The following is a 19,086-nucleotide window of genomic DNA, read 5'->3' on the forward strand; positions in this document are numbered from 1 at the left end:
GTGCGGGGTGCGGACCAGTGGTCAGGGGCAGCGGGTAACCGGTCGTCCCTTCCATCGGGCGGTACCCCGCCGACGACGCCACCACGACACCGCAGTCAGATAGCCCAACAGGCTCACGGAAGCCGGATGAGCGGCGGCGTCGGGCCAGCTCCGGCCGCCCGTGCGGCGGGCGGCGAGCACCCGGCCGGCGACCCCGGCGAGGTACCCGACCGCGCCCGGGCCCGAGCCACCCAGTGCCGCCACCGCCGGCACGACGAACAGCCAGGCCAGCATGCCGATCTGCCCGACGCTGCCGAGCGTGCTTCCACCGGCGACGGCCAGCGACTTCGCGTAGCCGTCCCGCAGCTGTGACCATCCGGAGTACATCCGGTTGACCGCGAGATCGGTGCCGTCCACGACCACTCCCCGCCCGCCGGCACGCTTGAGCCTGCGCAGCAGGGCGACATCCTCGATGACCTGGTCCCGGACACCCTCGTGGCCGCCGGCCCGGCGGTAGGCCGCCACGTCCACGGCCAGCAGCTGTCCGCCCGCCGCCGAAAGCGACGGCCGGGCGGAGCGTTCGGCCAGCCGCAGCGGCAGCAGCGCCAGCCACGACCACTGGAGCAGGGGTTGGATCAGCCTTTCGGCGACACCGGCCGCCTCCTGGCGCGGGTAGGGGGAGACGAGGTCGAGGCCGGCGTCCCGCAGGAGGAGAACGGTCCGCGCGACGCCGTCGGGGGCCACCGTGACGTCGGCGTCGACGAAGACGAGGACCGTGCCCGTGGCCGCCGCCGCGGCCCGGGCGCAGGCGTGCGGTTTGCCGAGCCAGCCGGCGGGCGGCTCCGCACCGCGCAGCGCGACGATCCGGTCGTCCCTCGCCGCCCACCGCGCGAGGATCTCCCCGGTGCCGTCGGTGGAACCGTCGTCGTAGACGAGGATCTCGAGGCCGGGCACCCACCGTGAGCCGAGCAGGGCCGACAGGCACCGCGGCAGGCTCCCGGCCTCGTCGCGGACGGGTAGCACGACCGTCACCCGTTCGCGTACCGGCCGGGCCGGCGGTGGGACGCGTAGCAGCCGCGCGTTCACCGCTGTGTGTACGGCGATGGCGGTGGACGCCACCGCGGCGGACAGTACCGCACCCGACCAGCATCGCCCGGCAAGCCACCGGGCCGGGGATTCCGTCCACCGGGCCGGGGATCTCGCTACCGTCCGGTGCCCCGTCCGGTGCCCCGTCCCGTGCCCTGTCCGCCACGGCGTCGTCATCGTGGTGGGGAGCCCGCCGGGACCGGGCGGTCCCCGGCCCGGGCACGGTCCCGGGGTCCGGCCCGGGCCGCCGCGACGAGCGCAGCCCCCATCGCGATCCCGCCGGCCGCGGCCACACCGGGACGGTCGAAGAAGGTGAGGTTCGCCAGCGTCGAGGAGACGTAGGCCCACAGGAGAAGGGCGAGCGGGGCGCGCTCGTCGCGAGCCGTGCTCCCGGCCTGGTCCGGAAGCGCCGTCAACGCCGCGGTCATGGCGATCGCGACGGCCACCCAGCCGGCGGTGTTGGTGAGTGGGATTCCGTTGAGCGTCGGGCCGCCGCCGAGCCACCGCCAGTACCCCGCGGCGACCATCTGCGGGTCGATGAAAAGATCCCAGGCCGCGAGGACGAGCGCGGCCAGCACGACGGTGCGCGCCCGGCCGCGGTGGTGGCGACGGGCCAGGACATACGCCGGGTAGGTCGCCATCGCCCAGGCCATCGGCACCACGACCGGGACGCCGTACAGGCGGGTGCCCAGGGCGGAGCCGTAGACGTAGCGGCCGAAGGGCCAGCCGGTGTGCACGCCCACGGTCTCCACGAGCAGCCCGCCGCCGACGGTCACGGCGAGAAACCCGGCGGTCCACGCTCGGCCACGGGTGAGCAGGGCGTGGCTCACCGAGGATGCGAAGAACAGCACGATCGAGGCGATGGCGAGCGCCGCCCCGGCGGATCCGGTGACCAACGGACAGGGGAGCTGCACCGCCACGGTGGCCGCCGCGAAGATCCACGGCACCGCGGTGGGCCGCGCCGGCCGCGCCGATCCGGTGAAGAGCGCGTCGGCGGTCATCGTACCGGTGCGTGCCGGTCGGCTCCTTGGGCGGAGGCACCGTCGGGACGGGCGGGGGAGCGTCCGCGGAGCTCCTTGCCGAGCACGGCGTAGGGGGTGAGGGTCCCGGGGAACTGGAAGTCGGACAACAATGGAACGAATCCCTCATGATCGTACAACCGGCGCGCCGGACTGCCCGGGGGTTCGAGGGCGGACAGCGCGGCCGTGCGTTGCGGGGCCCCGCGCAGCAGCTCCCGCAGTATGGTGCGCCCGATCGCCCGGCCCTGGTAGGCGGGCAGGACGTGCAGCTCCACGATCTCGAGACAGTCGTCGAGCCAGTACGCGGCCGAGTCCGGCGGGAGCGCGCCGGCGACGACGTCGTGCCACCACTGGCCGACCCGGCCGGGCAGGGCGTAGGTGATCCCGATGAGTTCGTCGTGGGGTGTGACGGCCGCCACGGCACGAAGGTCCCGCCGCTCGAAGTGCCGGCGCGCATGGGCGGCCCGGTCCCGGGCGGCCCGCTGCGGGTCAGGCTCGTGGTGATCGAGGAAAGCGGCCTTGTAGACCGCGATGACATCGTCGAGCCGGGTGCGCATCCGGCTCGGGGACCAGCGGACCACCCTCACGTCCACGTCGGTCACCGGCGTCGCCTCCTGTCCGCGCCCGGATCGCCGACCTGGCCCCACGAGTCGGGTCCGGCGAGCCAGGAGGCTGGGGCGCACCATCACGTCGCTCGACGATAACTCGCCGCCCGCCGGCACCGCTCGGCGATGGGAATTACTGCTACGTAACGTCATTCCACTGATGTGGAGGGTGCTAACTCCGGATGGGTGGGAGACCGGCCCGATCACCGGCCATGGCGAGCGTGGCGCAGCGCGGCGTGCCGGCGAGGAGGTCGGCCACCAGCATGGCCACCGCCGGGGCCTGCACGGTGCCACCCGCGTTCGTCCCTGCCGCCACGATCACCCGGCCGCCGTGGTCTGCCACGGCCTCGACAAGGGGGAGGCCGTCCGGGGTCGCCGGGCGCTCGCAGACGCGGACGTCGAGCATCTCCACACTGCCGTCAGGCCGGCGCAGCGTCGGGAACAGGCCGGCGACCGCCTGCTCGAAAACCGCGCGCAGACGGGCGACGCCGCTGTCCGCGGCCGCCCGCACGGCGGTGCCCAGATACCCGAATCCGCCGCTGACATGGATCCTGGCACCATCGGCGGACAGCGTCACATTGATCACACCGAGGGGATCTCCGGCGTGGACCTTCACCGGCCGTCGCAGACCCGGGTTCGGCAGGGTCAGCGAGAGGCCGAGCAGATGCGCGACGGCACCGGCGCCGGGCCAGGCGGCGCCCAGCAGCCGCTGCAGGTCGCGGCCGGCCACGGTCACCACGGCCCAGCCGGTGCGCAGGGTCGAGCCGTCCGCGAGATGCAGCCGGACCCCGCTGCCGGCTCCGTTCCCGATTTCGTGCCCGGCCTCGTTCCCGTTGCCGTCGGGGTTCCCGTCGATGCCGGTCTCGATGTCGGTCTCGATGCGTTCCACCCGGGTGCCGGCGCGCACCTCGACGCCCGCGGCCCGCAGCCGGTCGATGAGTACTGTGGCCAGATCGTGGATGTTGACCGCGTAGCCGTCCACCTCGACCGCTGCGGTCACCTCCCGGACGCCGCCGGGCAGCGGGATCGAGCGGCCCAGCGCGGGCCAGTCGCGAACCAGGTCCGCCCGGGACAACCGAACGACCCGTCCCCCCGCGGACCGCTGCAGCCGCTCGCCCGCGGCGAGGTCGTCCGGACCGAGATAGATCCGCGGGATGCGGGCGTCCCAGCGCAACCCGCACCCGGTAGCGAGCCCGTCCCCGCCGTCGGCGAGCGCGAAAAGATGCTCCCACCCGCGCAACCCCAGCCGGTTCAGGGCGATCACCAGGTCCCGGGCCACCGCGTGCAGCCCGGGACGATCGGCGCGCTGCTCGAAGGCGGCGGCCCAGGCCCTCTCCGGCTCCGACAGCGACTCCGGGTCCCGTAGCCGCCAGCCGCCGTGCGTCGGATCGCGATCGAGGACACCCACGCGGCTCGCGTCCGCCTGCGGCAGGGTCTCGGTCGCCGACAGGTGCCGACCGTTCGTCCCCGCGAACGTCGTGCCCTGGGCGGCAGGGTCTGCCCGGTCGGCCGGCGCGGCGTCGAGGACCCGGACGGGGTGGCCTCGCAGCCGCAGCACGAGCGCGATCGTGAGTCCGACGATCCCGCCGCCGACGACCACCACGTCGTGCTTGTCGACGGCGGAACCGTCAGAGGCCGGGTCCTCGACGGCCCGGCGGCCGGTGCCCTGCCGATCGCCCCGGCGATCGGCCAGGTCATGACGATCGTCCTTCGGGCCGTTCCCGGTGAGGTCGTTCCCGACGAGGTCGTCCAGGTCGGCCCGCCCGACCACCGCGAGGAACGCCTGATCGAGATCGTCGCTGCAGGCGGGACTGTGCATCGCCACGGAGCAGAGAGTGAATCCGCGCCGCGGCTCCCCGCCGTCCTCGGCGATCCGCCCCGCGAGCAGCTCGCGGACCGGGCCGAGGAACCGGGGGGCGTTGTCGATCACGACCTCCAGGTCGCGGCGGTCGTAGGCGTCGACCAGCGCCCGGTCGGTGAAGACGCGCGGTTCGCTGACCGACACGAGTCGGCGGCCGGTGAACGACTTGACGTGCCGCATGTCGATCATGCCCGCGGATATCCGGGGCCCGTCGTGCACGAGGGGCGCGGCGATGCTGATCAGATCGGCGGCGTCGAGGACGTCCTCGACGGTGCGGGCGACGTGGATCCGGTCTACCGGCAGTCGGTGCTTCGCCGCCCAGCGCGCGATCGTCGCCGGCCTCGCCGCGAGTGAGGGAGCGTGCACGGCCAGGTGCCAGCCGCGTGCGACGCCCTCCCGGGCGACCCGGCTGTTGATGTTTCCGGCGCCGACGAGGCCGAGCACGCCCGGCCGGTCGGTGCGCGTGGCGGCCCCGGCCGACTCGGCGCCGGGTGCGTCGCCGAGCGGGTCGAACAGCCGGTCGACGATGAACCGGGCGACGTGCCGGGCGTTGACCTCGGGGGTGTTGCGCACCTCGATCCGGTGGCGGGCCGCGGCGGCCAGGTCGACGGCAGCGAGGGAGGTGCCCCGGCGGACCAGCAGCAGGGGTCGGTCCCGGCCGGCCTCCGCCGGGTCCGTGCGGACCGCGGTGGCCCACCGTTCGAGTGCCGGTCCATCCACCGCGTTCACCCCGACGACGAGGGTGTGCGGCCGCAGTTCGACCAGGGCGTCGGCCAGGCCCGTCGGCCGGGTGGCCAGCTCCGGGCGTAGCCGGGCGGAGTCGTGCCGAGTGACGAGCCGCGCGACCCGTTCGCTCACCGGTGTCGCGATCAGAACCCGACGGCGGTGGGGCTGCGTCCAGGGCGCCTGCTCGCGGGGTATCGACATGCGGCTTGCTTCACCCGGTTCGTGGGAAGGTGCGGGGCGTGGGAAGGTGCGGGCGGCCCCTCCACGGTGGCGGGTGCCGTTCAACGGGGCGTCAAAGCAGGCCGTGTCCCCGCCCGGATACGGCGGGGAGCCGCGGCTGGATCTTCAACGCGGCGTCAACGTCGGCCCGGGGCTGACCTGCAGGAGAGGATCCCGCCCGCCCAGCGTCCCCCGCGAGCCGAGCACCGCGAACCGCGCGAACAGTTCCTCGCTGTACCAGCCGACCATCGGTGTGCGCCGGACGACCTCGCTGTGCGCGGGGCGGCCGTAAGCGAACCTGCGCAGCGACGCCGCGTCCTGCCAGAGGCTGAACGTTCCCTGTAAGCCGATCGGCGCCTCCCCGATGCCAGCCGCGAAGATCAGACCCTCGGCCTCGGCGAGGTCGACCGCCACCGCCGGCACCGCTTGGCGGAAGGCGAGGGTGTGCCGCAGGGCGATGCGGGCCCGGGTGATCACCGCGACCGCCGCGGGGGCGCTCGTGGGAGGCGGAACGTTCGACGCCGCCGGGTCGCCGAAGGGCTCCTGCCGTGACCATCGCCCACGTGACGACAGCGGGTGAAGGTCGATCCGCCAGCGTTCTTCGGCCAGCGACGACCATGCCCGCACCGCCGCGGATCGTTCGAAGGAACGGGCCGCCGACGGGGAGGACCAGACGGCGACCATCGCCCACTGGCACGGATCGGCGTCGCGCAGGGTGAAACTGCTCGCCGAACCGGTGCCCAGCAGTTTTGCGAAGGTCAGTCCCGGTGTGTGCCGCAGGGCGGTACGGTCGGCGGCCATCCGCGCCAGGGCGTAACCGATCCGTCGCCGGGGCACCCGCCAGAAGTCGACGGTGACAAGCGTGCTCATCGCCGCACCGATGACAGGCGCAGCAAGCTGTCCCGGGCGGCCCCGTACTTGTCGGCGAAGGCCGTGGCCACGGCCCCGGCGCCGTCGTTGTCGCGTAGGGGTACCATCCGGCACCGCCCGGTTCCAGCCAGTACATGCCGACCGTCGCCCGCCACCTCCGCGAGCAGGCCGTCCGGACCGCCGCGGCCCAGCAGCGCGACGAGGTCGGGGGAGGAGACGTACACCGCCCCGTCGAGGCGCACGAACTCGGCCTGTACCTCGAGATGGCCCGCGTCCGACGGGGAGACGCGCAGCGGCACCCGCAGATAGTCGTCCAAGGCGGTGCTCCCTTCCAGACTCCAGAGCCGCTCGAAGTGCTGTTCGACGAACTGGACCAGGGTGGAGGAGACGGCCGCCTCGTGCTGGGTCGCGGCGGCCGAGGAGTACCCGACGGGGAACGTCGAGACCAGCGCCCCGGTGTCCCAGCGGTGATACGTCGTCAGGGGCTGTTCGGTGTAGAGACGCACCGCGAGCCGGGAGCGCAGGACGGGAGCGAGCCGATCCCGCAGTGCCTCGAGGGCCAGCAGGTTCGAGCGGATCATGCCCGGTACGTCGACGCTGTGCAGGAGGTCGGCGGCTCGTCCGGCCACGGCCGGGGAGTCCGGGTCGAGTAGGAGCACCTGAATGATCGCTCCGGCGTCGACCGCCGCGAGCACCGCGCCGGCGAAGGCGGTCCGGTGCTCGCGGGTCGCCAGATCCGTCCAGGTGTTGAGTAACCGGACGCTGCGCCGGGACGATGCGATCCGGGCGATGAAGTACGCCGGATCGAACGTGCTGAGCAGCCGCCCGCTGGTGAACTGGGTGGGCTCGGCCGTGACCGGTGCGCTCAGCCGTTCCTCGGCGGCCGGCAGCTCGGGGGAGCCCTGCTGACGTAGCAGCGTGATGCCCTGCTGCCAGGATCGCCGCGCCGCCGGATGGTCGTCCATCTGGGCGAGGATGTCACCCCGGCGGATGAGCACGCGTGGCTCCCAGCGGGTGTCGGGTAGCTCGGCGAGCAGCGGCAGGCTCTCGTTGTAGCTTGCCAGAGCCCGGTCCAACCGGTACTGGAAACGGTGGAGATCGCCCAACCGGCGCAGGGCCAGCGCCTCCAGCGGGCGGTTGCCGAGTTCGCGGGCGATCGACAGGCTCATCGTCAGGCAGTTGATGCCGTCGGTGAGCTCGTCGCGGTCGCCGTGGACCATGGCGACGTTCACCAGGGTCTCCGCCTCGGCCTTGCGGGCGCCGCCCCGGCGCATCATCTCCAGGCCGGCCTCGAAGTGGACCAGAGCCGCGGAGAACTCCCCCCGACCGCGGCAGGCGTCGGCCAGCCCGCGCAGCGTCCGGGCCTCACCCAGCTCGTCGCCGAAGTCGACGAAGATCTTCCGGGCGCGGGTGAGGCGTTCCGTGGCCAGCGCCAGGTGGTCGACCGTAGCCCGGTAGACCTCGACCGCCGGTTGACCGTCGGGGTCCGTGCCGTCCGCGTCCAGTCGCCAGAAGGCGTCCTCGAAGGCCAGCGTGATGTCGCGCTCGGCGAGGTTGGTCAGCAGCGTCGCCTCGGCGAGGCGGTGCCCGCCCCGGCGGGCTGCGGCCAGCCCCAGGACGTGGCTCTGCTCCCAGTCGCCCCAGTGCGCCGCGAAGGCGTAGAACTCGGCGGCCTCGGTGGCGAGCAGCCAGGTCGGCTCGTCGAGACCGGCCGCGTGGGCCTGGTCGATCAGGCTCAGGAGGTTTCCCCGTTCCCCGCCGAACCAGACCAGCGGCCGACCGACCAGGTCGGCGACGCCTGCCTGTTCAAACCGAAACACGGCCCCCGTCGTGAGCGCAGCCGCGTCCTCGGCGACGGGGGTGAGGGTGCGCACCCCGCCGGGGCTGAAGGTGTCGACCGCCTCCCGCAGCATCGCCAGATAGGCGTACAGCAGCCGCCCCAAGGCCGCCCGGTGTTCTCCGGACACGGTGGAGGGGGCCCCGGTGGAGGGGGCCCCGGCAGCGTCGTGGTGCCCGTTGCCGGTGTGCCCGTTGCCGGTGTGACGGTTGTCCCCGCCGGCCTCGGGGATCCGACCCGGGGCCGCGGGGTGGCCGAGCGGGGTGCCGACCCCGGTCTCGCGCTCCCGGGCGAACACCCGGAGCAGGTCGTGAAAGCGGTAGCGCTCGGTTCCCGTCCGGTCGGCGCCACGTCGTTCGAGTAGCTGGGCGTCGGCGAGCCGGTCGACGACGTCCTCGGCTTCGTCGAGGTCGAGGTCGAGGACCGCCGCCGCGGCCCATGGCGCGAAATCGCTCATCGCGGGCAGCGACAGCAGCCGGAAGGCGCGCTGCTCGTCCGGCGGCCGGCCCTCGTAGCTCAGCGAGAAGCTGGCCCGGATCTCCAGGTCGCCGGCCTCCAGCCAGGACAGCCGGTCGCGTTCGTTGGCGAGCCGCCCGGCCAGGCGGGCCAGTTTCCAGTGCGGATGGGCGGCCAGCTTGCGCCCGGCGATCTGGATCGCCAGCGGTAGGTAGCCGCACAGGCCGACGATGTCACGCGCGGCCTCGGGCTCGGTGTCGACCCGCTGCGTGCTGACCATCTTGGCCAGCAGCTCCACCGCGTCACTGGGCAGCAGGACGTCCACCATCCAGTACGGGGCGCTCAGACCGTGCAGCCGCGACCGACTCGTGATGATGACCGCGCAGCCCGGGCTGGTCGGCAGCAGCGGCCGGATCTGTGCCTCGCCCCCCGCGTTGTCGAGGATGATCAGGACCTTGCGGGTCGCGAGCAGCTCCCGGTACATCTCGCCGAGATCGTCGGGGTCGGCCGGTACCGCGGAGCGGCTGACCCCGAGCGTCTGGACGAACCGGGACAGCACCCGGGCCGGGGCCAGCGGGCTGCTGTTGCCCCGCAGGTCCACGTACAGCGTGTCGGTGAACCCCGTGCGGACGCGATGCGCGATGTGCACGGCCAAGGCGGTCTTGCCTGCGCCGGCCTTACCCGCGAACGCCGCCACCACGGTTCCCCGTGACAGCCCGACCGGATCGGTCAGCATGGCGTGCACCTGGGCCTGGATCGTGTCGCGCCCGGTGTATTCGCGGATGTCCGGGGGCAGCTGGTACCCCCCCTGGCTCGTGGGCGCCACGGAGACCCGCCGGTCGAGCGAGCGGGGCGGGGTCCAGGCCAGGCTGGACGCGCCGCGCAGCACGTCCTCCTGCAGCTGCTGCAACATCGCGGAGTCCAGCCCCAGGTCGTGCAGCGCCTCCAGGCCCTCCCGGCAGGCCCGGGCCGCGTCCTCGATCCGACCGTCCCGGTAGAAGGCGAGAACCAGCTCTCGGCGCAGCCCGTCGTCGTGGGGGTGCCGTGTCACCAGCACGCGCAGATCCCCGATGACCTCGCGATGACGACCCAGGGAGAGATCGGCGGCGATCCGGGTCTTGGCGATGTCGAGCTGGAGTTCGTCGAGGGCGTCCACGTAGGCTCGGGTGAACGGGTAGTCGATCAGGTCGACCAGCGGCGGTCCCCGCCAGAGGGCCTGGGCCTCCTGCAACGGGGCGATCGCGCTCACCGGGTCACCGTCGTCCACCGCGCGCCGGCCCTGTTCCAGCAGCCGACGGGCCTGTTCGGAGTCGATCTGCTCCGGGCGCACGTCAAGGACGTACCCGGTCCCCTTGCGCAACAGCACCTCGGAACCGGTCTCCAGCCGCCGCCTCAGCTCGCTGACATGGGTACGCAATGTGGCCAGCGCCTTCTCCGGCGGTGGGTCCCCCCAGATCACCTCCAGCAGCCGGTGACCGGGCACCACCTGACCGGCTTCCAGCAGCAACGCGGCCATCAGCACCTTGCGCTGGGTGCCGCCGAGCACGATGGGTGCTCCCCCGGCAGTGATCTCCAACGGGCCGAGGATGGCGAACTGCAGGCTGTCGCGGTCAGGCATCTGGTCCTCTCGTACGACCCCCGGTGATGTCTGTATTACCGCAGCGTGCGCCGGGAGGGGACATGGCGGCAACTACCGATCTGGAACGGCCCCTGTCGTTTCCGCGTCAGGCCTGCTCCGGCGCCCGGTGTCCGGTGCGACGCGGGTGGCGGTCCGACTCCGTGGGGTGTCGTGTGACCCGATCGCGGAATCCAGGTGTTCCGATCAACGCATTCTCAATGGTTCTGGTGATTGTGCGTGCAGTGGGTGTTGATCGCTTGGAGGTGCACTGAGTCCACGAAATCGAGGCGGCAGACGGCCGGGAGACGGCCGGCGAGGCGGAGGGGGTTGGGAACATGGCGATCACGGTGCCCAGGAGCCTGGCGAGGCGGCCCGCGTCGGCGGCGGGCCCGGCGGTGACCCCGGCGGTGACCCCGGCGGTGACCCGGACCAGGACACCGCGGACGATGGCCGGGGCGGACCTTCTCCCGCGACGTGCCGGCGGACTGCCGCACGAGCTGATCTTCCGGATCGAGTCGGTGTCCCGGCACACCTCGGTCCGGCACGTGCACGTCGAGACCGACGAGGGCGCGCTGCTGGCCGACTGGTGGTCGCGGGGCCGGGTCGAGCTGATGGCGGCCGGCCGGCCGTTCGTGCTGGAGACCGACCTCGACGGTTTCGGGATCCGTCTGGTCGAACCCATGGGACGGGTGCCCCTGGCCGCCTTCGAGCCAGGCCGCCACGGGGGCTGGGTGCGCCTGTCGGACGGTGCCACGCTGCGTTGGCTCAGGCCGACCCGCGGCGAGTTCGCCAGCGGGCTCGTGGGTCACCGTGATGTGAACATCATCCGGTTTGCGCTGGACGGAACGGCGCTTGTCGTGGCCGATCCGGATGCGCTCGACCCGAGGGTCACCCGGGTGGCCCGGACGACAGGTGCGGATTCGGGACATGTCTGTCGGGGGAAAGCCGCGGACCCGCGGCTGGGATGGGTTCCCGACGTGGTGGCCCTGCTCGTCCTCGGCTGGTTTCTTCGGGTGGTCGAGTCCGAGGCCGCCGGATCTGCTCGATCGCGTGTTCGATACCTCGATGCTTGACGGGCGGCGCCGGCGAGGGTTCACTACTTCGTGATCGAACCTATGTTCGAGACTCGGGAGGTGTTGTGGCCACCGTGACCAGTCGGCCGATCAGTGGCTCGGACAGTGGCTCGGACCCGGCGGGAGGAGCGGCCCGCGGTAAGGGTGCGTTTGGCGGCCCCGGTGGATCTACCGGGGCGCACGGTGGATCAACCGGGCCGGTTGGACGGGCCCTGGTGTCGGCGGCGGGGTTGCCTCGCCGCTCCCGCGACGATCTGTTGGTCGCCGCCCGGCGCGGTCTCGGTGAGGCCGAGTACGCCCAGGCGGCCGGGGAGCGCTACGCCCTCGCCCACCTCGCGGCGCTGCGGGCGGCGGCCGCTGTCCTGGCGGACCGGGCCCGGCCCCGTCCCGGTCGTCGCGGTCGGCCCGTGAGTGCCTGGCGCCTGCTTGTCCGGGTGGCCCCCGAGCTCGCGGAGTGGGCGGAGTTCTTCGCGGCGGGGGCCGCCCGGCGATCGGCGGCCGAGGCCGGGCTGAAGGTAGTGACCAGGCGGGAGGCCGATGATCTGATCCGTCAGGTCGATCTGTTCATCGGGGTTGTCGAGGGCGTGCTGGGCCTGCCGTCCCAACCGATGATCGCCGGCGCCGGTCCGGTCGGGCCTGGGGAGGTCACGATGGTCATGTCGCCGGGCCGAGGGCAGGCTGACCGTGGTCGGCCCGGCGGCGCCCCGGGTGGGTGACGAGCGGTTGCGTTTACGGTGAGCATCGGTCACTATCGGTTACCTTCCGAGGGGTAGTGGTTGGCGGAGCAGGAGATCATCGATGGTCCTCACCGGTTCTGAGCATCGGCACCGCGGCGCGCATCGGGCCGTGCCGTCCGCCGTTGCGCGTCGCAACATCTGGGTACTGCGGGTCGTAGGGCTGTCGGCTGGCGGGCTGGTTGTCGGGGTCGCCATAGGCCTCACCGTGGGTCGGTGACGCGCCTGGTCCTCCGGCGTGGGCGAGCGGGCTGACGGCGGCGCCGACGAAGCCGGCGTGAGGAGGCGCGACACGCATGACCAGCCATGTCACCGGCGCGGATCTGCGGCAGGCCGCGATCTGGCACGGCCTGCGGACGGTCCTGCCCGGATCGGCAGCGGGGGTTCCGGCCTGGTCGGTGGCCCCGGCGGCCACAGCCATCCCGCCGATCATCGTTGACGCGGGCGGTGGGAGTGGTGGCTTCGCCGTACCCCTGGCGGTCGAGGGCTACCTGGTGATCGTCGTGGACCCGTCGCCGGACGCCCTGGCAGCGTTGCGCCGTCGCGCCGACGAACGGGGCGTCGCCGACCGGGTCACGGCCGAGCAGGGCGATCTGGCCGACCTGACCGGCATCGTCGGAGCCGAGACCGCCGATTTGTTGCTGTGCCACTCCGTCCTCGACGTCGTTGACGATCCCGAGGCCGCGCTGGCGGGGGCCCTGCCGGTGCTGCGCCCGGGAGGCGTTCTCAGCCTCGTCGTCGCGGGCCGGGCTGCCACGGTGCTCGCCCGCGCCCTGGCGGGTCGCTTCGAGCAGGCGCAGGCCGTGCTGACCGGCCGGGGCGCCGGGGCGCCCCGGACGCCCGCCGGGTTCACCACCGCCGAGATCGTCGCGCTGGTGAACGCGGCGGGCGCGGACGTCGTCGACGTCCACGGGGTGCGCGTGTTCGCCGACCTGGTCCCCGGGGCACGGGTCGACTCCGATCCCTTCACCGCGCAGCGGCTGCTGCGCCTGGAACTGGCCGCGGCCGCCCTGGAGCCGTTCCGTGACCTTGCGGCACAGCTGCACGTGCTTGCCCGCCGTCGTGCCGCTGGTACCGCTCGCGAAGCCGGCGCCGCCGGGTTCCCGTGACCGTGGATTTCCCGGTATGAAAGACCCCAGTTCGGGCACGGACCAGGTGACGGGAATCGCTCGGTTCCAACCAGCATGACAGGTTGCCTACCGCACCCGCCCGCACATGCCTATCCTTGGTTATCAGGTTCCGTCCGCCGGGCCTACAGGTCGTGGGAGGAGCGTCGATGCCGCTCTCGGAGAACGAGCAGCGCCTGCTGGAGCAGATCGAGCGCGCTCTCGTACAGGACGATCCAAAGTTTGCCAGTACCGTGCGTTCGACGGACCCCCGTACCTACCTGCTGCGCCGGGTGCGCCGCAGCGCGGTCGTTTTCGTCCTCGGTCTGGCCGTCCTGGTGGTCGGTGTGGTACTCAACCGGGTACCGCTGACGGTGATCCTCGGCATCCTCGGTTTCCTCATGATGTTGTTCGCCGCGCTGCGCGGTGCGGCAGACCTGCGCCGGATCAGCGGCCGTGACACCGGTCACCGGCGGCCGGGCGGCGTGCAGGGGGGATCGAAGCCGAAGCCGCGGGCTAGGGCTCCGTTCATGGAACGGGTCGAGGAGCGGTGGCGGCGGCGCTGGGAGGACCGTCCCTGACCGCGTCCAGCCAGTCCTGATTGTCCTGATTGTCTTCGTTCTGAATCGTGGTGGGCGTGGCGGGTGCGTCGTCCTTACCGCTTCCCCGTCCCGGCCTCGACCGTCCGCGCGCCGAGGCCGGCGCGGCGCGCCGGAGAACCGATGCCGGTGCGATCCGCGCCAACATCCGCCTGGCCCGCGGTGCCAGCGCCAACAGCGTGGTGGTGGCCAGGACGGCATCTTCGCGGAGGTCTGCGACGGACGGCGGCGCGGCCATCTCCGGCGGCGCGTAGCGGGCCCGCTCCTCCGCGGAGGCCAGTCGGGCGAGTGCCGCGCGGGCCTGCGGGTAGGTCGTGGGGGGCTCGCTGCCCCCGGATTGCCACGCAGACGGTTCCGGGCCGGATCCCGGAGCCTGTGCGGTGGTCGGCTCGGCGTCCAGGTAGGCGGTCAGCCGGGCCACTCCGGCCCGCGGCGAGTCGTTCGGCCGGATCATGATTCCCAGGTCCGCGGCGACGTCCAGCAGTTCCGCCCAGGCGTCGTGGACCCGTTCCACCGTCGCCCCAGACGGATCTGGGGGATCGTCTTCGGCCGGGCGCAGCCGGACCCGCCTCCGCCGGATCCGGATGATCGCCGGAACGGCTAGCAGGCCCAGGACGGGCAGGGCAGCGCACAGCCAGACCACCCAGGAGGGAATTTCGGTGGAGGTCGATGCGTCGTCACCTGACCGCGCAGCGCCCATCGTGGTCGGATCGTCGCCGGGAGCCGGCGTGGAGGTATCCGGCACGGGCACCGGCTCGGGCGCTGCCTGCGATTCGGCCTGAGCCTGCTCTTCCGGCAGGGCGGCGTCGTTGTCGGGGTCCTCGGGCCCGGCGGGGGCGTAGGACGGCGCCGAGGTGGTTCCGTCGCTGCGGCGGGTCGGCTCGAAGCTGATCCAGCCGATCGACGGGAACCAGACCTCGGGCCAGGCGTGCGCCTGCCGGTTGGTGATGACGTAGCTGCCGTCGCTCCGCCGCGCCCCGGGGACGAAGCCGATCGCGACCCGGGCGGGTAGGCCCAGTATCCGCACCATGACCGTCATGGCCGAGGCGAACTGTTCGCAGTAGCCGCGGTGGGTGTCGAACAGGAACTGGCTGAGCGCGCCCTCCTGCGTGGTGGGGGCGCCCCGGAGGTCGTAGGTGAACTGCGGCCCCCGCAGGTATTCCTGGATCGCGTACACCTTTTCATAGGGGGTGCGCGCACCCGCGGTCACGGCCTTGGTGAGCTGACGCAGCTGGGGATCGAGATTGTCAGGGAGCGCGGTCGCGACGCCGAGCGAGTCCGGGATCGGCCCGGTCGCGGCCTGAAGCTGCGCGCTTGTGGGATTCGGCACCACCGCGTCCACCTGGTAGTGCGCGTTCGCCGTCGAGGTCCGGGTCGAGAAGATCGTGCCTGTCGGGCTCGCCAGCCGCCAGTCGCCGGTCAGCCCCTCGATCCGGATTGGGATGCCCGGAACCGGCAGATACAGCTCGTTGAACCGCCCGGTGACGGCCACCTCCGCACGTACCGACTGGGTAGCGCCGCCCGTCCGTGGTTTCGGTAATCCCTCGCTGACCCGGTCTTCCCGGGTGGCATTCAACGCCCGCAGGGTGAACAGTTGGCCGTCGAAGTTCTCCAGCGCCGTCAGTCGCAGATACTTCGGCTCGTCGGAGCGCAGCCGAAGCAGGGGCACCTCCGTGCTGGCGTGCAGCTGCTGGCTCACCGAGACGATCGGCTGCACGACGCTGGCCGAACTCGGACCGTCCCCGGCACCGGATCCACCCTTGCGCGACACCAGTCCCTCGCCGTCAAGGGACGGCAGGCCCAGCGGCACCACGATCGCGGCGACCAGCGCGGTGACGGCGACCCCGAGCGCGCCCACGGCGATGCGACCGCCGAACATCTCGACGCCAGCCCTCCGCTGGTCGGAGACGGTCCGGCCCCATCGCTCGTACGCCAACCGCCCGTCGAGCAGGAGCAGGGCGATGAAGCTCACCGCGCCGAGCAGAAAGGGCACCACGCCGACCCCCCCGGGCAGAATCGCCGCCGACACCGCATACAGCGCCAGCAGCGGAAGGCCGCCGAGCGTCGGGTGGTCGAACTTCACCACGATCAGGTTGACGATCATCACCAGGAGGTAGACGCCGATCACCGTGAGGACCACCAGGCCCGGCCGGGCGGGCACCGGCGCGGCCAGCCGTGAGATGTCGGAGCCGCCGGCGGAGATGAGCGTGTGCAGCGTCCCGACCGTGGTGGCGGTCGGCAGGAAGCCCAGCAACGCCGTCGACCGCGCGGACAGCACGGTGACGGTGCCGATGAGGCCGACCAGACTGAGCAGGATCTCGGCCGCCGCCGGCAGCCGGAGCAGGCGGCTCGCCACCCCCGTCCCGACGGCCACGGTCGTGGCGACGAGCACCGGCCCGAACCACCAGAGGACACCCTCGAACAGACGGGTCAGCGCGCTGGTGGACAGCAGACAGGCGACGGTGGCGATCACTGTGGGCGCCGGGCGGGCGTTCACGGCACAGACCGTCCGCCGGTGTGGAGATCGCCGGTGTGCCCCGTCGCCCCGGTGTGCCCCGTCGCCCCGGTGAGTCCCACGGTTCTGGTGAGTCCCGCGGCCCCGGGACGTCCGGAGACTCCGGCGGCACCCGGGGCACCGACGCCGCCCGTGCCCCGGGCCCGGGCGGCGACCCGCGGCCACATCGCCGCGAGGCTGGTGCCCGCCGCCGCGCCGAGGACCGCCCAGCCGGCGCGGGTGAGCACCGCGTGCGTCGTTTCGAGGTCGGCGGCGATCTTCGGGGCCGCCGCGGCGGTGCTCCAGCTGGCCACGTTGACGAGCACCGCGATCGCCGGGGCGCTGCGGGGCCGCAGCCCGGCCAGCGCGGTGGCGGTGGGCGCATCGGTGTGGCCGAGGACGGCGACGAACATGCCGCCGTGACCGACTCGCCCGCGGCCGGCCGCGAGCGCTGGGTACAGGGACTCGGTGGGGGCGGGCATCAGCGTCGAAAGCTCGTCAAGGAGCCCGCCGACGGTACCCCCCGCGGCGATGGCCGCCAGCCCCTGATCGGTCAGCAGTCGGACCCGGTACCCGCCCCGGACGAGGTGGACGCCGATCGCCCCGACCGCGCTCACCGCCCACTCGAACGACGCTGACGGGCCCCCGTCAGGCCACGCCCGGGCCCGAGTGTCGATCAGGATGGTCGCCCCGCCCGTCTGCGGGTGCTCCTCGCGCCGGACCATCAGCTCGCCGCGGCGGGCGGTCGTCTTCCAGTGCACCTTGCGCAGGTCGTCGCCGGACCGGTACGGACGGGTCGTCGTCTCGTCCTCACCCACGAGCCCGGTCGCGCGGCGCAGCTCGGCGCTGACGCGCGCGGCACCGGTCGGGCGGGCCGGCGGCAGCCGCTCGATCGGGGGGGCCACGACCAGTTCGTCCATGCTGCGGAAACTGCGCGACAGTTCGCACAGCCCGAACGGGTCACCGAGGCGGATCGCCATCGGTCCGATCTGGTAGCGACCGCGCATCCCCGCGTGCAGGGCATAGGACAGGTCCCGGCTGCCACCAGGCTCGATCCGGTCGAGTACGAACCGGGCCCCGCCGCCCAGCCCGTCCGCGGCGGCGTCCTCCAGCAGGAGCACCGACGACGGCGACCGGCTGACGTTCTCCAGCCTGATCCGGACCGAGACCCGGTCCCCGGCGGTCACCCGGCTCGGTTCGAGCCGGCGAGTGCAGGCGAGCCGGTAGCGGGTCCGGCAGACGAAGGCCGCCGCGAGCACGGGGAGGAGCATGACGAGCAGGCCGATCCGCAGCAGGTCCTGCTCGCCGAGCACGGCCGCGGACGCCGCGCAGGCGATGCCGGCGGCGACGAATGACCGGCCGCGGATCGTCAGGCCACGCAGCGCTGCGACAAAGTCACGCACCCGGAGGTTCCGCACCCGGAGGTTCCGCACACGGAGCTCTAACGGCCGTGCCGGGTCGGGCGTGCCGTACCGGGACGAAGGATCGGGATCCGGCGCAGAACGTCGGTCAGGATGCGGGCGGAGACCTCGATCGTCGGCTCCCCGGAGAGCATGATCTCAGGGTGCAGCAGTAGGCGGTGCGCCATGACCGGGACAGCCATCTCCTGAACGTCGTCGGGGAGGACGAAACCGCGCTGGTCCAAGGCCGCGCGGGCCCGGGCAGCACGGATGAGATGCAGCGCAGCCCGGGGGGACGCGCCGAGCGCGATCTCGGGATGCGTGCGGGTCCCGCCGACCAGGTCGACGATGTAGTGGCGCACCTCGGGCGAGACGTGCACCGTGCGGACGAGTGCGATCAGCTTGGCGATCTCGGCAGCGTCGGTGACCGGGGTGATGCCGGCCAGCGGGTTGGCGTTGCCGTGGCTGTCGAGCATCTCCAGCTCGGCTGCGGGGGAGGGGTAGCCCATCGAGATCCGGGCGGTGAAACGGTCGCGCTGGGCCTCCGGCAACGCCCGGGTGCCCTCCATCTCCACCGGGTTCTGGGTCGCGATCACCATGAAGGGTGACTCGAGCCGGTAGGTGACGCCGTCGACCGTGACCTGGTGCTCTTCCATGCATTCGAGGAGCGCCGACTGCGCCTTCGGCTCGGCGCGGTTGATCTCGTCGCCGACGACGATGTTGGCGAACACCGGGCCGGGACGGAACTCGAAGTCACGGGTGCCCTGGTTGTAGATGCTGACTCCGGTGACGTCGCCGGGGAGCAGGTCCGGAGTGAACTGGATGCGACGCACCCGGGCATCGATGGACCGTGCGAGGGCCTTGGCGAGCATGGTCTTGCCGACCCCGGGGACGTCCTCGATCAGCAGGTGACCCTCGGACAGCAGCACGACCAGGGCCGTCGTGATCGCCTCGGACTTGCCGTCGATGACCGTCTCGACGCTGGTCCGCACCCGATTGGTGACGTCGGCGAGATGGCCGATGTCGGTCACCGGGTCACGCCAGTGCAGAAGACCAGGGTCGGTCACCACGAGGTTGGCCCCCCTCCGGGTGTCGAGTGTCGGGATGCGTCGCGCATCGGGATGCGCGGACCCGGCCCCGGTGGGACCTGTCCCCCCCGAGTGTGACATCCACCGCGGGCGCGCAGGCCGTGGTGGTCGAGGAAACATGCCTCGAAGCGGAACCCGACAGGAGATTGAGGGGTAGGTGTCCGTAGCTGACCGGCCTCGCCGGGACGGCGAGTGAGACCAAATGTTCCTTCGCCCACCAGAGTCATTTGTACTGATTTTTTGCGATTTATACCACCTTCTTCTTAGGTATCGCGGGCGACCCCCGATAGAGGGGGTTCGGTGGGGTGGTACGGGG

At 72.5% G+C, this 19,086-nt stretch carries 13 protein-coding genes; 4 read left to right on the forward strand and 9 right to left on the reverse strand.

All coding sequences use genetic code 11. The features are described 5' to 3' along the window. Nucleotides 1-21: 21 nt before the first annotated feature. The 6 genes from AC08OO_RS16405 to AC08OO_RS16430 form a co-directional block, all read right to left on the reverse strand. On the reverse strand, nt 22-1,098 hold the full coding sequence (locus tag AC08OO_RS16405) for a glycosyltransferase family 2 protein (RefSeq protein ID WP_476618719.1): 1,077 nt from the start codon (nt 1,096-1,098) through the stop codon (nt 22-24). 140 nt (nt 1,099-1,238) lie between these two features. Then, nucleotides 1,239-2,066 carry a bisanhydrobacterioruberin hydratase CruF gene (gene cruF, locus AC08OO_RS16410; protein WP_011435836.1) on the reverse strand — a complete coding sequence of 276 codons (828 nt, stop codon included), beginning with the start codon at nt 2,064-2,066 and terminating at the stop codon, nt 1,239-1,241. After that, nucleotides 2,063-2,686 carry a GNAT family N-acetyltransferase gene (locus AC08OO_RS16415; protein ID WP_476607348.1) on the reverse strand — a complete coding sequence of 208 codons (624 nt, stop codon included), beginning with the start codon at nt 2,684-2,686 and terminating at the stop codon, nt 2,063-2,065. The genes cruF and AC08OO_RS16415 overlap by 4 nt, the downstream gene beginning before the upstream one ends. Nucleotides 2,687-2,861: 175 nt before the next feature. Next, entirely contained in the window at nt 2,862-5,477 is a 2,616-nt protein-coding gene (locus tag AC08OO_RS16420) for an FAD-dependent oxidoreductase (RefSeq protein ID WP_476618720.1), read from the reverse strand. A gap of 144 nt (nt 5,478-5,621) precedes the next feature. After that, entirely contained in the window at nt 5,622-6,365 is a 744-nt protein-coding gene (locus AC08OO_RS16425; RefSeq protein ID WP_476618721.1) for a spheroidene monooxygenase, read from the reverse strand. Beyond that, entirely contained in the window at nt 6,362-10,276 is a 3,915-nt protein-coding gene (locus AC08OO_RS16430) for a BTAD domain-containing putative transcriptional regulator (protein ID WP_476611055.1), read from the reverse strand. The genes AC08OO_RS16425 and AC08OO_RS16430 overlap by 4 nt, the downstream gene beginning before the upstream one ends. 335 nt (nt 10,277-10,611) lie before the next feature. Here AC08OO_RS16430 and AC08OO_RS16435 point away from each other — a divergent pair, with 335 nt between their 5' ends. The 4 genes from AC08OO_RS16435 to AC08OO_RS16450 all read left to right on the forward strand — a co-directional run bounded on the left by AC08OO_RS16435 (nt 10,612) and on the right by AC08OO_RS16450 (nt 13,770). Next, nucleotides 10,612-11,349 (forward strand): hypothetical protein, encoded by a 738-nt coding sequence (locus AC08OO_RS16435; protein WP_476611056.1) that lies wholly within the window; start codon nt 10,612-10,614, stop codon nt 11,347-11,349. 215 nt (nt 11,350-11,564) lie between these two features. Next, entirely contained in the window at nt 11,565-12,065 is a 501-nt protein-coding gene (locus AC08OO_RS16440; RefSeq protein WP_476607343.1) for an SAV_6107 family HEPN domain-containing protein, read from the forward strand. 314 nt (nt 12,066-12,379) lie between these two features. Continuing rightward, entirely contained in the window at nt 12,380-13,192 is an 813-nt protein-coding gene (locus AC08OO_RS16445) for a methyltransferase domain-containing protein (RefSeq protein WP_476611057.1), read from the forward strand. A gap of 167 nt (nt 13,193-13,359) precedes the next feature. Further along, nucleotides 13,360-13,770, forward strand: a complete 411-nt coding sequence (locus tag AC08OO_RS16450) for a DUF3040 domain-containing protein (protein WP_011435844.1) — start codon at nt 13,360-13,362, stop codon at nt 13,768-13,770. Here AC08OO_RS16450 and AC08OO_RS16455 read toward each other — a convergent pair. The 3 genes from AC08OO_RS16455 to AC08OO_RS16465 are packed head-to-tail and all read right to left on the reverse strand — an operon-like array spanning nt 13,718 to nt 18,752. Then, the gene (locus AC08OO_RS16455; RefSeq protein ID WP_476611058.1) at nt 13,718-16,285 is read right to left on the reverse strand and encodes a transglutaminase TgpA family protein; all 2,568 of its coding nucleotides are present in this window, start codon (nt 16,283-16,285) and stop codon (nt 13,718-13,720) included. The genes AC08OO_RS16450 and AC08OO_RS16455 overlap by 53 nt on opposite strands. Beyond that, nucleotides 16,282-17,685, reverse strand: a complete 1,404-nt coding sequence (locus AC08OO_RS16460) for a DUF58 domain-containing protein (protein WP_476611059.1) — start codon at nt 17,683-17,685, stop codon at nt 16,282-16,284. The genes AC08OO_RS16455 and AC08OO_RS16460 overlap by 4 nt, the downstream gene beginning before the upstream one ends. A gap of 38 nt (nt 17,686-17,723) precedes the next feature. Continuing rightward, nucleotides 17,724-18,752, reverse strand: a complete 1,029-nt coding sequence (locus AC08OO_RS16465) for an AAA family ATPase (RefSeq protein ID WP_476608225.1) — start codon at nt 18,750-18,752, stop codon at nt 17,724-17,726. Between the last annotated feature and the right edge of the window lie 334 nt (nt 18,753-19,086).

It is taken from the genome of Frankia sp. CeCAU1 (genome assembly GCF_977971845.1).